The organism is Candidatus Ponderosibacter sp. Uisw_141_02 (genome assembly GCF_048087665.1).
In the GTDB taxonomy this organism is placed as follows: Bacteria; Pseudomonadota; Alphaproteobacteria; order Puniceispirillales; family Puniceispirillaceae; genus UBA3439.
On record NZ_CP159807.1, the window covers coordinates 1940986 to 1954418 of the forward strand.

General features: G+C 50.9%; 12 protein-coding genes. 4 read left to right on the forward strand and 8 right to left on the reverse strand.

Annotated features, from left to right (window positions below):
- Positions 1-217 precede the first annotated feature (217 nt).
- The 3 genes from ABXT40_RS09650 to ABXT40_RS09660 are packed head-to-tail and all read left to right on the forward strand — an operon-like array spanning position 218 to position 2268.
- Entirely contained in the window at positions 218-1036 is an 819-nt protein-coding gene (locus tag ABXT40_RS09650; RefSeq protein ID WP_443645393.1) for an ATP-binding cassette domain-containing protein, read from the forward strand.
- Positions 993-1880: a metal ABC transporter permease gene (locus ABXT40_RS09655; protein WP_443647004.1), complete on the forward strand. Its 888-nt coding sequence runs from the start codon at positions 993-995 to the stop codon at positions 1878-1880. The genes ABXT40_RS09650 and ABXT40_RS09655 overlap by 44 nt, the downstream gene beginning before the upstream one ends.
- Positions 1867-2268 carry a Fur family transcriptional regulator gene (locus ABXT40_RS09660; protein WP_443645394.1) on the forward strand — a complete coding sequence of 134 codons (402 nt, stop codon included), beginning with the start codon at positions 1867-1869 and terminating at the stop codon, positions 2266-2268. The genes ABXT40_RS09655 and ABXT40_RS09660 overlap by 14 nt, the downstream gene beginning before the upstream one ends.
- Here the strand turns inward: ABXT40_RS09660 and ABXT40_RS09665 are convergent.
- Both ABXT40_RS09665 and ABXT40_RS09670 read right to left on the reverse strand, forming a co-directional pair.
- Positions 2265-3605, reverse strand: a complete 1341-nt coding sequence (locus tag ABXT40_RS09665; protein WP_443647005.1) for a glutamine synthetase family protein — start codon at positions 3603-3605, stop codon at positions 2265-2267. The genes ABXT40_RS09660 and ABXT40_RS09665 overlap by 4 nt on opposite strands.
- Positions 3606-3661: 56 nt before the next feature.
- Complete coding sequence (locus ABXT40_RS09670; protein WP_443645395.1) at positions 3662-5026, reverse strand: aminotransferase; 1365 nt, start codon at positions 5024-5026, stop codon at positions 3662-3664.
- A 260-nt stretch (positions 5027-5286) separates the two neighbouring features.
- On the opposite strand from ABXT40_RS09670, the gene ABXT40_RS09675 reads away from it, so the two are divergent.
- Complete coding sequence (locus ABXT40_RS09675; RefSeq protein WP_443645396.1) at positions 5287-6621, forward strand: NAD(P)/FAD-dependent oxidoreductase; 1335 nt, start codon at positions 5287-5289, stop codon at positions 6619-6621.
- 19 nt (positions 6622-6640) lie between these two features.
- Here the strand turns inward: ABXT40_RS09675 and speB are convergent, their stop codons facing one another.
- The 6 genes from speB to ABXT40_RS09705 all read right to left on the reverse strand — a co-directional run bounded on the left by speB (position 6641) and on the right by ABXT40_RS09705 (position 13273).
- A complete protein-coding gene (gene speB / locus ABXT40_RS09680) occupies positions 6641-7612 on the reverse strand; it encodes an agmatinase (RefSeq protein WP_443645397.1) in 972 nt (323 codons plus the stop codon).
- A gap of 115 nt (positions 7613-7727) precedes the next feature.
- Entirely contained in the window at positions 7728-8543 is an 816-nt protein-coding gene (locus ABXT40_RS09685) for an ABC transporter permease subunit (protein WP_443645398.1), read from the reverse strand.
- Positions 8543-9481, reverse strand: a complete 939-nt coding sequence (locus tag ABXT40_RS09690) for an ABC transporter permease (RefSeq protein WP_443645399.1) — start codon at positions 9479-9481, stop codon at positions 8543-8545. Before ABXT40_RS09690 ends, ABXT40_RS09685 begins: the two co-directional genes overlap by 1 nt.
- A gap of 14 nt (positions 9482-9495) precedes the next feature.
- Entirely contained in the window at positions 9496-10569 is a 1074-nt protein-coding gene (locus ABXT40_RS09695; protein ID WP_443645400.1) for an ABC transporter ATP-binding protein, read from the reverse strand.
- A gap of 113 nt (positions 10570-10682) precedes the next feature.
- On the reverse strand, positions 10683-11768 hold the full coding sequence (locus tag ABXT40_RS09700; protein ID WP_443645401.1) for an extracellular solute-binding protein: 1086 nt from the start codon (positions 11766-11768) through the stop codon (positions 10683-10685).
- A 146-nt stretch (positions 11769-11914) separates the two neighbouring features.
- On the reverse strand, positions 11915-13273 hold the full coding sequence (locus tag ABXT40_RS09705; protein ID WP_443645402.1) for a glutamine synthetase family protein: 1359 nt from the start codon (positions 13271-13273) through the stop codon (positions 11915-11917).
- Between the last annotated feature and the right edge of the window lie 160 nt (positions 13274-13433).

Sequence of the window (13433 nt, forward strand, 5' to 3'; positions counted from 1 at the left end):
TTACCAACCGATCAATCGAAAACAGATGGCAAAATTCATACCAGCATCATTGCGCAAAATCTACACTGCCCCGACAAACATCATCACCTGCTTTTGCCAGCCTTATCATTTTCTACCTTTTTTCAACAGCTATGTTATATTATAACATTCCAAAATGAGGAACCCAAACTTGGGCACCAAATGGGGCCATCCACCCCAATCATCAGGCAAGGCTTTTATGGCGAGCGACAAAACAGATTTGATCAATCTCGAAAATGCCGGCGTCAGGCGTGACAATCGCTGGCTTGTTCGGGGCATTGATCTGCGCATTCGCAAAGGTGAAATTGTCACCATTATCGGCCCAAATGGCGCTGGTAAAAGCACCACCGCAAAATTGACTGTTGGCACGATCCGCGCCGATGAAGGACGCGTTCAACGCCAAGCTGGTTTGCGTGTCGGCTATGTTCCGCAAAAGCTGCATATTGACCCAGCACTGCCAATGCGGGTTGAACGGCTTTTGGATTTAACGGCCAAAGTCTCGCCGGATGAAAAGAAACAGGCACTTGCGGCGGTTGGCGCGCCGCATTTGGAAACTGCCTTTGTGCAGGATTTATCTGGCGGCGAGTTTCAGCGCATTCTTTTGGCGCGCGCGATGGTTCGCCATCCCAATCTTTTGGTTCTGGACGAGCCTGTTCAAGGGGTCGATTTTGCCAGTGAGGCGATGCTTTACAATTTGATCCGGCAAATTCGCGACACCACCGGCTGCGGGGTTTTGATGATTTCGCATGATCTTCATATCGTCATGGCCGACACCGATACGGTGCTTTGTCTAGACGGTCATATCTGTTGCAGTGGCAGCCCTGATTCGGTGGTCAGCAATCCTGAATATCTTCGCCTATTTGGCGCGCCTGACACGGCGGCGCTGGCGGTTTACCGGCATGATCATGATCACATCCATCTTCCCGATGGCACCGTTCAGCGTGTCGATGGGTCAATCAACGAATCTTGCCACCCTGACAAGCATGAGCATAATCACGATGGGCATGATCATGTTTGATGATTTCTTTATCCGCGCGCTGTTTGCCGGCATTGGTCTGGCGGTTATTGTGGGGCCGCTTGGCTGTTTGATCATCTGGCGCAAAATGGCCTTTTTTGGCGATACATTGGCTCATGCGGCGCTTCTTGGCATTGCCTTGGCCATCTTGGCTGAGGTGTCATCATTGATTGCGGTCCCGTTTGTCACCCTTGCCATCTGTATCGCCATAATTGTTGCCAAGCGAACACCAAGCCTGTCATCAGATACAATTCTTGCCATTTTGGCGCATTCGACCTTGGCGCTTGGGCTGGTTCTGGTTTCGGTGACTGGCGGTCGCAATGTTGATGTGAACGGGCTTTTATTTGGTGATATCCTTGCTGTTGATATAACCGATCTTTTGGTGATCTATGCTGGCGGCGGGGCAATTTTGGCGATTATTGTCTGGCAATGGCGACGCCTTGTTGCAGCAACGTTAAGCCCGGAAATTGCCGAGGCCGAAGGCCTGTCACCGCAACGTACCGAATGGCTGTTCATGGTCCTGATCGCGCTGGTGGTGTCGATTGCCGTCAAGCTTGTTGGTGTTTTGCTGATCACGGCATTGATGATCATTCCCGCTGCCGCCGCGCGCCGCCTTGTTACCAGCCCTGAAATGATGGCAGTATTGGCGTCCATTCTGGGCGTGATTGGGGTGATTGCCGGTCTTTACGGATCGGCCGAATTTGACACACCATCAGGCCCATCGATTATTGTGGCAGGGGCGCTTTTGCTGCTTGGCCTGACATTCGTTCCGCGCCGCCTGTCGGCGGCAAATGACAGCACCGCCCCACATAACCATCATGACGAGGCAGGCCATGACCCAAAATGAAACCCTTGTTTATCAATTGCTATGTGATGCTAATCGGCCACTAAGCGCCTATAATATTCTTGACGCGCTTCGCGATAAGGGCATCCGCGCACCGCTTCAGGTCTATCGGGCGCTTGCCAAATTGGTCGAGCGCGGCGCGGTTCACCGGATTGAAAGTGTAAATGGGTTTGTCGCTTGTCAATTGCATGATTGCGGCGGCAATGAAGTTAGCATCTTCATGCTTTGCACCCAATGCGAACGCGCCCATGAATTCACCGATACCAGCATCGATAGCCGGTTACAAAGCCTTGGCAATGATCGCGGTTTTCAGGCGGCGCATAAGGTAATCGAAATCACCGGTCTTTGTGCCGATTGCGAGACAGCGCAAACAGCCGCGCCGAAACATTAGACATTCAACAGCAGATATTCACGCTCCCACGGGCTAATCACCTCAAGAAAGGCATCGGCTTCGGCGCGTTTCACCTCGACAAACAGCTTGACAAAATCTTCGCCAAGAACCTTATGAAGCGGCTTGGCACGTTCCAAAGCATCAAGCGCAACATCAAGGTTACGCGGCAATGTTTCCAGATCTTCACCACTGACCTTGCGCGGGCGCGTTGGGCGGCGCTTTTCCTGCAAACCAAGCCAGACCGCCGCCAAGGTTGCCGCAATCGCAAGATAAGGATTGGCATCGGCTCCCGGAATACGGTTTTCGATACGCCGGTTTTTCGGATCACCAAGCGGTATACGCAACCCCACCGTCCGGTTATCCATGCCCCACGCCAGATTGGCTGGGGAATCTTCGGTACCGGTTCGCCGCCGATAGGAATTCACATAAGGCGCCATCAATGCCATTGCACCGCTCAGATAACGCTGCATTCCGGCAATCGAATGATAGAAATCATCACTTTCACTGCCATCGTCATTGGAAAAGATATTCTTGCCGCTTGCCTTTGATTTGACCGAAACATGAACATGCATGGCACTGCCCGGCTGTTCCTGCATTGGTTTTGCCATAAAGGTGGCGTGAAGGTGATGGTTGATCGCTGCCTGCCGCACCGTGCGTTTAAACAAAAACGCCTGATCCGCAAGATCAAGCGCATGCCCATGATTGAAATTAATTTCCATCTGCGCGGCACCAGCTTCATGGCTTAGCGTATCAATATCCAGCCCCTGCACATCGCAATGATCATAAATTTCTTCAAATAAAGGATCAAATTCATTGACCGCATCAATCCCATAGGCCTGACGTGCCTTTTCGGCACGACCCGATCGGCCCGGCGGCGTAATCAAGGGCGCATTGGCGTCACTACTTTGCTTGACCAGAAAAAATTCAAGTTCAGGCGCAATCACCGGCTCAAGACCAGCCTCGTCAAAAAGCGCAAGAACCGATTTCAGCACAGCCCGCGATGAAAAAGTGACATTAGCACCATCTTGATGAACCGCATCATGAATGATCTGCGCGGTTGGTTCGTCATACCAAGGCACCAACCTGCATGTTGAAATATCTGGCCGCAAAATAACGTCACGGCCAATTTCATCAAGCACGTCACTATCATAATATTCGCCTGTTACCGACTGGCCAAACACATATTCAGGCAAGCGCAAACCGCCTGATTGTTGCGCCGAAATGAATTTTGTCACCGGTAGAATTTTGCCACGAGCAATGCCCGAAATATCGCTGACCAAACATTCCACTTCGGTGATGTTCTGTTCAGCAAGCCATGCTTTCATATCGAATCCCATCTGTTTTCCTTCCATCGATGGTCATTTCCTTTCATGCAATCAGATTGGCGTTTTGCCTATCGCTTCGTGATATCCTCTAAGGTGCGATCAAGCGCGGCTGCGAGTATCGTAACCATGTGATCAATATCCGAAGGTTCAAAACTAAGCGGCGGTGACATGATCATCGCATCGCGAACCGCCCGCACCATCAATCCCTGATTGATCGCATGATCACGGCAGATCACGCCGATTTCGCCAACCGGATCAAACAGAACCGGACCGGCTTTATCTTTGACCAACTCAATCGCTGCCAGCAGGCCAAAACTGCGAACCTCACCAACAAGCGGGTGCGCTGCAAGCGGTTCGAGGGCTGCGGCCAAATAGGGGCCGGTATCATCGCGAATCTTTTCAACAAGGCCATCGCGGGCAATCAGATCAAGGTTGGCCAAGGCCACGGCCGCCGCAACCGGATGCCCTGAATAGGTAAAGCCGTGATAAAATTCGCCGCCATCATCAATCAGGCGTGTCGCCACCCTGTCGCCAATCATGACCGCCGACATTGGCACGTAGCCTGAGGTCAGCCCCTTGGCAAGCGTCATCATATCTGGCGAAAGGCCAAAGGTCTGGCTGGCAAACCATTGGCCGGTGCGGCCAAAGCCGGTAATCACTTCATCAACAATAAATAAAATATCATATTTGCGGCAAATCGCTTCGACATGATTTAAATAGCCTTCGGGCGGCACAATAACACCGCCAGCCCCTTGGATCGGCTCGGCGATAAAGGCGGCAATATGATCCGCCCCTACTTCATTGATTTTATCCTCAAGCCAGCTTGCCGCCAAGGCAGCAAAATCTGCCGTGCTGAGATTGCCCTGATATAAAAACCCATAAGGCGGCTTGATATGCACAAAGTCAGGTGCCGTTGCCGCCTGTTCATGCATTGCTGTCATGCCGCCCATGCTGGCCGACATGATGGTGCTGCCGTGATAGCCATAGGTGCGGCCAATGATTGTCTGTTTTTGCGGTTTGCCTTCAAGTGCCCAGAAATGGCGCACCATCCGAATGATGGTGTCATTGGCCTCAGATCCTGAATTGGCATAAAATACGTTATTCAGGCCATCAGGCGTAAGATCGGCAAGCCGTTTCGACAGGGCAATCACCGGCTGATTACTGGTTTTAAAAAAATTATTATAATAGGGCAGCGCCGCCATCTGTGATGAGGCGGCATCAACCAATTCCTTCCGCCCATAACCAACATTGACACACCATAGACCCGCCATCGCATCTAGAATGCGATTGCCATCACTGTCATAAATATAGTGCCAATCGGCATGCGTGATGATGCGTGATCCGGCAGCGCGCAATTCGCGGTAATCGGTAAAAGGTGCCATATGATGTGCGGCATCAAGCTGGCGCCAATCATCGGTTGTCATATCCTGCATTATATGTCCATCCAAACTAGAACAATCGGGGTTTTCATTACTGTTTTGGTCATCTTAAAGTAACTACATGAATGGTAATGACCGGCAAATTAAACGCGCCTGGGAATTTCATCCGCCTTTATCAAAATCATGATCAGATCATTGACCATGCTTGCGTCAATTTGCGATCACAGACTACTATCGTTATCGAAGAAGCGCAATCAATCTGACACGAAAACACCTGTTAGGCATAGCCTGATAATGAACCAATAATCGAGATCATGACCGACCTAAATTCCATCTATGCAGCCGAGATTGCCGACAAACCAAAATTTCCGGCACCCACCGGCAATCTTGATTGCGAAATTGCGATTATTGGCGGCGGTTTTACCGGCATGATGGCGGCCTTGACCCTTGCCGAGAACGGGCATGATGTCGTTCTTGTTGAAGCTGATGTCATCGGCAGCGGTGGCTCGGGGCGCAATGGCGGTCATGTCTGTCAGGGCTGGCCAAATGATTTTCACCATATCAGTCGTCAATTACCGGCCGATGAAGCGCAATTGATATGGGATGCAGGCATGCGCGCGGTTGATCTGCTTCGCCAGCGTGTCCAACGCCATAAAATCGATTGTGATTTACGGTTTGGTTATCTTCATGCGGCGCTTCATGACCGGCAGATGCAGGAATTATTGGCCATGCGTGACGAATGGCAGGCCAAAGGCTATGACCATTTAAGCGCTTTGGATAATCGTGATTCGCTTGCCGGACATATTGGCACAAATGCCTACGTTGGCGCATTGCATGACGCCAATAGCGGGCATATCCAGCCGCTGAAATATCTATATGGGCTGGCCCGCGCCGCCAGCGCCGCCGGTGCGCGGATTTACGAACATGCTGGCGTCACCGCGCTTGATGCGACACCCGATACAGCCAGACATGGTGCCAGCACTAAAGGCATTCGCAATAAAGGTACTGGCACCAAGACATTATCGCTTGCCAATGGGCAAAAGATAACGGCGAAATTCGTTCTGTTATGCGGCAATGCCTATCTGCAAAATATCGGCACAAGGAAAATGACCAGCCGGTTAGCACCCGTGACATCATCAGTTCTGGCAACAACACCCTTATCGGATAATCTGATTTCACATATCCTGCCTCATCGCGCCGCAGTTGCCGATTGCAATACAGCGTTGAATTACTATCGGATTGATGCTGATGGCCGGATGATATTTGGCGGGCGTGCCAGCTATACAAATGTCAATCTTGGCAATGTTGAACGCGATTTGAAACAACGCATGGTCGACGTCTTTCCCGAACTTGGCGAAAGCGAAACCGCCACGGTCTGGTCAGGCCGTATCGGCATCACGGTAAATCGGATACCGCATTTCGGAACCGCCGGTGACGGGGTGTTTTTCGTGCAGGGGTTTTCCGGTCATGGTGTTGCATTAACCGGTCTTGCCGGTACCATTCTTGCCAACCATATCATGGGGCAATCACGATTATTCAGTATCCTAAGCAAGCTTCGCCATTTGCCATTTCCGGGCGGGTTTTTGCGAACCCCCGCCTTGGCGCTTGGGATGAGCTGGTACAAGATGCGCGACTATCTTCGCCTCTAGATAAACCGGTGCGGGGCGGCTAGATACGACCAACCGGCTTTGTTGGCGCGCCCTTTTTCTTGGCCAGAACGGCCAGCCAATCATATGCCATATTTGCCGCCGCAATGGCGGTGATTTCGGCATGATCATAGGCGGGTGCCACCTCAACAATATCCATGCCGATCAAATCAAGCGGCGCAAGTCCGCGCACAAATTCAAGCCCCTGCCAACTGGCAAGACCACCAGCAACCGGCGTTCCGGTGCCAGGCGCAAAAGCCGGATCAAGGCCATCAATATCAAAAGACAAATATACTGGCGCGTCACCAGCACGTTCACGCACAATCTCGATCGCCGCATCAATGCCATTGCGATGCACCCACGGGCTAGTCAGAATCTCAAAGCCGTGATCGCTGTCATTATAGGTGCGAAGCCCGACTTGTGTTGATTTGCTGACATCAATAATGCCTTCGGCAACGGCGCGGGCAAACATTGTTCCATGATCAAACCCGACCCCATCATCAGGCCAGGTATCGCAATGCGCGTCAAACTGAACCAGCGCAATCGGCCCATAGGCTTTGGCATGAGCCTTTAGCAAAGGATAGGCAATGGCATGATCGCCGCCAAGGCTTAGCATTTTCGCCCCTGCCGCAATGATTGCATCAGCATGATCAGTGATGCTGTCAAACACCGTATCGGGATGATGCGGATCAAGAAAACAATCGCCAAAATCAATGACCGATAAATGGTCAAACGGATTAAAGCCAAACGGGAAATGTGCCAATTCGGCAAGCTGAACCGAGCCGGCGCGAATGGCGCGTGGGCCTAGACGGCAACCCGACCGATAGGTCACTGCACTATCATAGGGAATGCCGCTAACCACAACATCGACACCGTCAAAATCACGGCTATAACGCCGACGCGCAAAACTTAGCGCACCGCCATAGGTCATTTCGCGCAATGTTTCCTTATTTTGTTTGATGCGGAATGCCGCATCACCAACAGCTTTTGTCATTGTTTCATCCCATATTCGGCACCGCACCGATTTTGCTTATCCCATCTAACAGCAAACCAACATAGAACGCGGCCACACCCCCGCACCAACATCTTTGCGCCACCATCTTTGCACATTACTGGTTTTGGTCTCGGCCGGATAACCGGCGGCGTATCGCCCAGCTTGCACCGATCACCGCCACGGCAACAACAACAATCATCACTGTTGCAAGCGCGTTAATTTCAGGCGTCACACCAAGCCGGACTTTGGAAAATATGACAATCGGCAAGGTAGAGCTTCCCGGACCACTGACAAAGCTGGCAATCACCAGATCATCAAAACTAAGCGTAAAGGCAAGCAACCATGCTGCCACAACCGCTGGCGCAATCACTGGCAATGTGATTGATAAAAAGATAAAGGGCTGGGTTGCGCCAAGATCGGCGGCGGCTTCTTCAATCGCCATGTCAAAATCACGAAGCCGCGCTTGAATCACCACTGCGGCAAAACACATTCCAAAGGTGGCATGCGCAATGATAATCGTATCGACACCGCGTCCAGACGGCCATCCAAACAGGCTTTCCATTGAAATAAACAGCAACAGCATCGACAAGCCAGTGACAATTTCCGGCATCACCAACGGCGCACTGGCAATGGCGCTAAGCGCAAGACGCGATCTGAAATTGCCAAAACGGACAAAGGCAACCGCAATACAGATGCCAAAAATCGTGGCGATTGTTGCCGCCCATAACGCAATGAGCAATGACGTACCAAAGGCCGATAAAAGCTGGTCACTCTCGAGCAAGCCTGCATACCATTTTAGCGACGCACCCGACCAAACCGAAACCAATTTGCCAGCATTGAAACTGAAAATAATCATGATGATGATTGGCAGATATAAAATGCCAAAACCCAGCGCGCCAAGCGATAGAACCAGCCCGTTCATCCGCCCCATCAGCCTGCCTCCGCCTGCTTTGGATTGGGTGTTTCAGCCACCGCATCACGCCCGTCTTGATAGCGGGCATAGATAATCGGAACGGTCAAAATCGCCAAAAGCAGCATCGTAATTGCCGATGCCACCGGCCAGTCGCGGTTCCGGAAAAATTCAGTCCATAACACTTTGCCCATCATCAATTGATCCGGCCCGCCAAGCAGTGCCGGAATGACAAATTCGCCAACCGCCGGAATGAAAACAAGAAGGCTGCCAGCAATAATGCCAGGCAAGGTTAATGGCAGAATAATGGTTCTAAAAATCTGTATACCCGATCCGCCAAGATCCGCCGCTGCATCAAGCAAATCAGCATCAAGCCGAACCATCACCGCATAAAGCGGTAAAATCATCAATGGCAAATACGTTAGCACCATTCCCATATAAATCGAAAAATCGGTCTGCATCATCTGGATGGGTGCATCAATCAGCCCAAGCCATAATCCGGCAGCATTGATAAATCCATTCGGATTCAGCAACCCAATCAAGGCATAGATTCGCAGCAAGCTTGACGTCCAGAACGGCAACATCACCAGCACCAGCAAGATTGTCCGCCATTTTTCATTGCTTCGCGCAATCCACCACGCCATCGGATAGGCAAATAGCAGACAAACAAGCGTCGAGAAAAATGCCAGCTTTATACTGTTGAAAGCCGGCCCAAAATAATCGGACCAATATTGCAGCAAAAGCGCATAATTACCGGTGGTGAAATTGGTAAAAAACCCATCATCACCAATGCCCCATAAAGGTTCATAAGGCGGAATACCGCGGCGCGGCGACGTAAAGGATACTTGCAAGGTTTCAACAAGCGGCAGAAAAAAGAACACGGCAAGCCAAATCAAGGGCAGGGCAATCACCAGTCGTCGGCCGGTGACCGCTGGCAGATTAACAAGATATTTTCCCATGCCGCGAACCATCATTAATCCTGTAGAACAATGACATCTTGCGGGTCGAAATGCACATAACCTGTTTCGCCCCAGCTAAGCGGCGCATCAAGGCTGCGCCTTTGCTGTTGCTGCAATTTAAACATCTGGCCAGATGCTGTCTTCACCCGATAATTTGTCGCAAAGCCAAGATAGGCAAGATCTTCTACAACGACTTCGATCTCGTTCACATTGCCGCTTTTTGTCCGGCTTAGATAAATCTTTTCTGGCCGAATTGCCAATTTGACCGCCGCGCCAATCGGCAAATCATCATCACACGCAGCGCAGATGTTCAGATCACCGCCAATGGTAATGCTGGTTTGATCGCGGCTGGCAACCACCGCGTCAACAAAGCTGATCGTGCCGAGAAAATCGGCAACAAAACTGCTTTTTGGACGTTCATATAAACGGCGCGGCGCATCCACCTGAACCAGCTGGCCAGCATCCATAATGGCAATGCGGCCTGCCAGCGTCATCGCTTCTTCTTGATCATGGGTCACAACAATAAAGGTGGTGCCAAGCTTTTCTTGAATATCCACCAATTCAAATTGGGTGTCTTCGCGCAGTTTTTTATCTAATGCGGCAAGCGGTTCATCAAGCAATAACAGCTTTGGACGCCGCGCCAAGGCACGCGCCAAGGCAACCCGCTGGCGCTGGCCACCTGAAAGCTGATGGGGTTTGCGCCCGCCAAGCTTATGCAGCCTTACCAGTTTCAACAGCGAGTCAACACGTTCGGCAAGTTCGGTGCCACGCATGCCAGCCCGGCGAAGACCATAGCCAATATTATCGGCAACACTCATATGCGGAAAAAGCGCGTAATTCTGAAACATGAAATTCACTGGCCGGTCGGCGGGGGCAACCCCTGCCATATCTTGGCCGTCAATTTCAATCACGCCTTTGGTTGGCGATTCAAAGCCTGCCAAAAGCCGCAACAAGGTGCTTTTGCCGCAACCCGATGCGCCAAGCAAACAAAACAGCTCGCCCTCTTCGATATCCAGCGACAAATCATCAACCGCCACAACATCGGCAAAATGTTTGGAAATTGATTTTAATCTTATAAAAGGCGCCATTTATGTCCTACCCCAACCATTTGTCCAGTCGGTGTTCAGTCGGCGGTGATCAGGCTCACCCCCTGCCCCCGTTTCACGCGAGCAGGGAATTTGCAAAATTTGGTCAGCGGGTGTTAATTACCGCTGCTAAAGCGTGACCAAACACGGTTAACCGCCCGGTCAAGCGCGGCATCATAGACCGGCGTGACAAACAGGTTTTTCTGGGTTTCCTTGCTTGGGTAAATGCCCGGATGCGACAGGACTTCGGGGTCAATCTTTGCCTTGGCAGCTTCGTTTCCACTTGCATACCACACATAATTGACATTATTTGCCGCCACATCAGGCCGCATCATATAATCAATAAAGCGATAGGCATTATCGACATTTTTTGCATCGGCAGGAATTGCCATCACATCAAACCACATATTCGTGCCTTCAGACGGAATATAGTAATTAATGACGTGACCATTATTGGCTTCTTCGGCGCGGGCAGCAGCCTGAAACGCATCACCCGACCACATGATGGCAGCGCAAATATCACCATTGGCCATATCATTGATTGACTGGCTTGAATGGATATAGCGCAAGTGCGGGCGCACCTTGTTCAGCACCTCACCAGCCTGCTCAAATAATTTGGGATCGGTAGAATTACCCGGCTTGCCCAAATAGGAAATGACATTTGGCAGAACATCGGTTGGCGCATCAAGAATGGCAATGCCGCAATCGGCAAGCTTGGCCGCATTGGCTGGGTCAAGAATCAATGACCAGCTATCGGTTGGTGCATTGTCACCAAGGCGTTCGGCAATTTTCTTTTCATTATAAGCGATGCCGGTTGTGCCCCACATATAGACAAGACCTGATTTATCGTCCTGCATCTGTTTATTGGCGAGGCCTTGAACCTGCGCGCTTTGGTTTTTCGCGTTTGGAATGCGGCTAACATCCATTTCGGCATAAACGCCGGCTTGGCGTCCACGCGCCAGAAAATCAGCGGTTGGCACAACAAGGTCATAGCCAGATGATCCAGCTGACATTTTGGCTTCGAGAATTTCGTTTGAATCATAAACATCATAGGTCACGTCAATGCCGGTTTCAGCCTTGAAATTGGCAATCGTGTCCTCGGCAATATAATCCGACCAGTTATAAATATTCAATTTCCCATCGGCATGGGCAGTTCCAGCAGACAGAACACCGGCAACCGCCAGCAATATGATATTTCTCATTTTCTCCTCCATGTTGGTGATTTGACGCGATACCGTCTTGCTTGCGCGGTTCGGACAAATCACGATTTCCTTATTTATTCACCGTAAAAAAGGGCACCCACTCGCTGCCACCATTATAATATCTGTCACCATGATCGTGAAATCAATCACACCTGATCGAGGTAACTGTGATATTCAAATGGCGAAATGTCACCTGAAAACCGCTGCAATTCCTGTATTTTGCAACCGATCAACATAACACGCAAAGTTTCAGGCAAAATCCGCGAAATGACCGCGCTGTTGGTAAAATGGTTAATCGCATCGTCCCAGCTTGACGGCAATGTCGGCAGATCAAGCGCATAGGAACTTGACGTAATCGGCGGTGGTGGTGGCTTTTGATCCTCTAGACCGGTCAAAATCGCCCCTAAAATTGCGGCAAGCACAAGATATGGGTTAGCGTCAGCGCCCGAAACGCGATGTTCGACCCGGCGCTGGCTTGGTGGGCCAAGCGGAACACGAAGCGCTGCCGTGCGATTTTCATATCCCCAACAAACCGCCATTGGTGCGTGCGATTCGATTGCAAAACGGCGATAAGAATTTTGATGCGGCGCAAAGATCAACATGGAATCAGCAAGGCCAGCAAGGGCACCGGCAAGCGCATGGCCAAGAATTGGGCTGCCACCATCACTGCCATCGTCAAAAACATTTTTGCCCTTGCCGTCTAACAGGCTGATATGAAGATGCATGCCATTGCCCGGGCGATCGGCATAGGGCTTGGCCATAAAGCTGGCAGCAAGTCCGTATTTGCGGGCGACCCCTTTGGCAATCTGTTTGAAAAAGGCTGCATCGTCAGCCGCCTTCATCGCATCACGCGAATGCACAAGATTGATCTCAAACTGACCAAGACCGGCCTCGCTGATCGTTGTATCAGCCTCGATCATCTGCAATTTACAGGCAGCGTAGATTTCATTGATCAGGGAGTCATGGTCATTGACCTCATCAATGGCCAAGGCACCATCACGGATTGGTTTGGCACCGGTTAAAGGTGACGCTGGTGCATCGGGTTGGCCGTCGTTTCCACCTTGCGGATCGGCAAGATAGAATTCCATTTCAAAACCAACAACCGGATGAAGATCAAGCACGGCAAACCGATCCAAGATCATACCAAGCGCATTACGGGCGTCACCGGCAAATGGTTTGCCGTCATTATCCATCAGGCTCAATGGCACTAGTGCCGTTGTTTGTTCGGTCCAGGGCATTGGCAATGGGCCGCGTCCAGTCCAGAAACAGCCACCATCTGAGTCACCGGTTTCAAAAACCCATTTACTGTTGGCGATATCACGCCCCCAGATATCAAGATTGGCCGATGATAGCGGCATCCGAATCCCACCATTGACCGCTTTTTTCAGCTGGTTGCACGGCAGCCGCTTGCCCCGCAAAACGCCATTCAGATCAAAAATCGCGGCACGCAGATTGCCAATTTCCGGGTTGCGCGCAAGCCACGCTTCACTGTCAAAATCGCCCATCTTGTCTCTTTTCCAAATTTTCGCCATTTGACGCCGTAAAAGGACAAAATTCAAGACAAATTGCATCGTCATAGTAGGTCAAATATGCACAAACCAATAACGGCTTTCACCAGCAATCCAAAAGCTTGGCAAACCAAGAATATTCTATGGTTTACACTAT

Coding starts and splice junctions, on each gene's coding strand:
- ABXT40_RS09650 (WP_443645393.1), top strand. CDS start 218: ATGGCGAGCGACAAAACAGATTTGATCAATCTCGAAAATGCCGGCGTC.
- ABXT40_RS09695 (WP_443645400.1), bottom strand. CDS start 10,569: ATGGCGCCTTTTATAAGATTAAAATCAATTTCCAAACATTTTGCCGAT.
- ABXT40_RS09700 (WP_443645401.1), bottom strand. CDS start 11,768: ATGAGAAATATCATATTGCTGGCGGTTGCCGGTGTTCTGTCTGCTGGA.
- speB (WP_443645397.1), bottom strand. CDS start 7,612: ATGACAAAAGCTGTTGGTGATGCGGCATTCCGCATCAAACAAAATAAG.
- ABXT40_RS09705 (WP_443645402.1), bottom strand. CDS start 13,273: ATGGGCGATTTTGACAGTGAAGCGTGGCTTGCGCGCAACCCGGAAATT.
- ABXT40_RS09660 (WP_443645394.1), top strand. CDS start 1,867: ATGACCCAAAATGAAACCCTTGTTTATCAATTGCTATGTGATGCTAAT.
- ABXT40_RS09665 (WP_443647005.1), bottom strand. CDS start 3,605: ATGGGATTCGATATGAAAGCATGGCTTGCTGAACAGAACATCACCGAA.
- ABXT40_RS09685 (WP_443645398.1), bottom strand. CDS start 8,543: ATGGGGCGGATGAACGGGCTGGTTCTATCGCTTGGCGCGCTGGGTTTT.
- ABXT40_RS09690 (WP_443645399.1), bottom strand. CDS start 9,481: ATGGGAAAATATCTTGTTAATCTGCCAGCGGTCACCGGCCGACGACTG.
- ABXT40_RS09675 (WP_443645396.1), top strand. CDS start 5,287: ATGACCGACCTAAATTCCATCTATGCAGCCGAGATTGCCGACAAACCA.
- ABXT40_RS09670 (WP_443645395.1), bottom strand. CDS start 5,026: ATGCAGGATATGACAACCGATGATTGGCGCCAGCTTGATGCCGCACAT.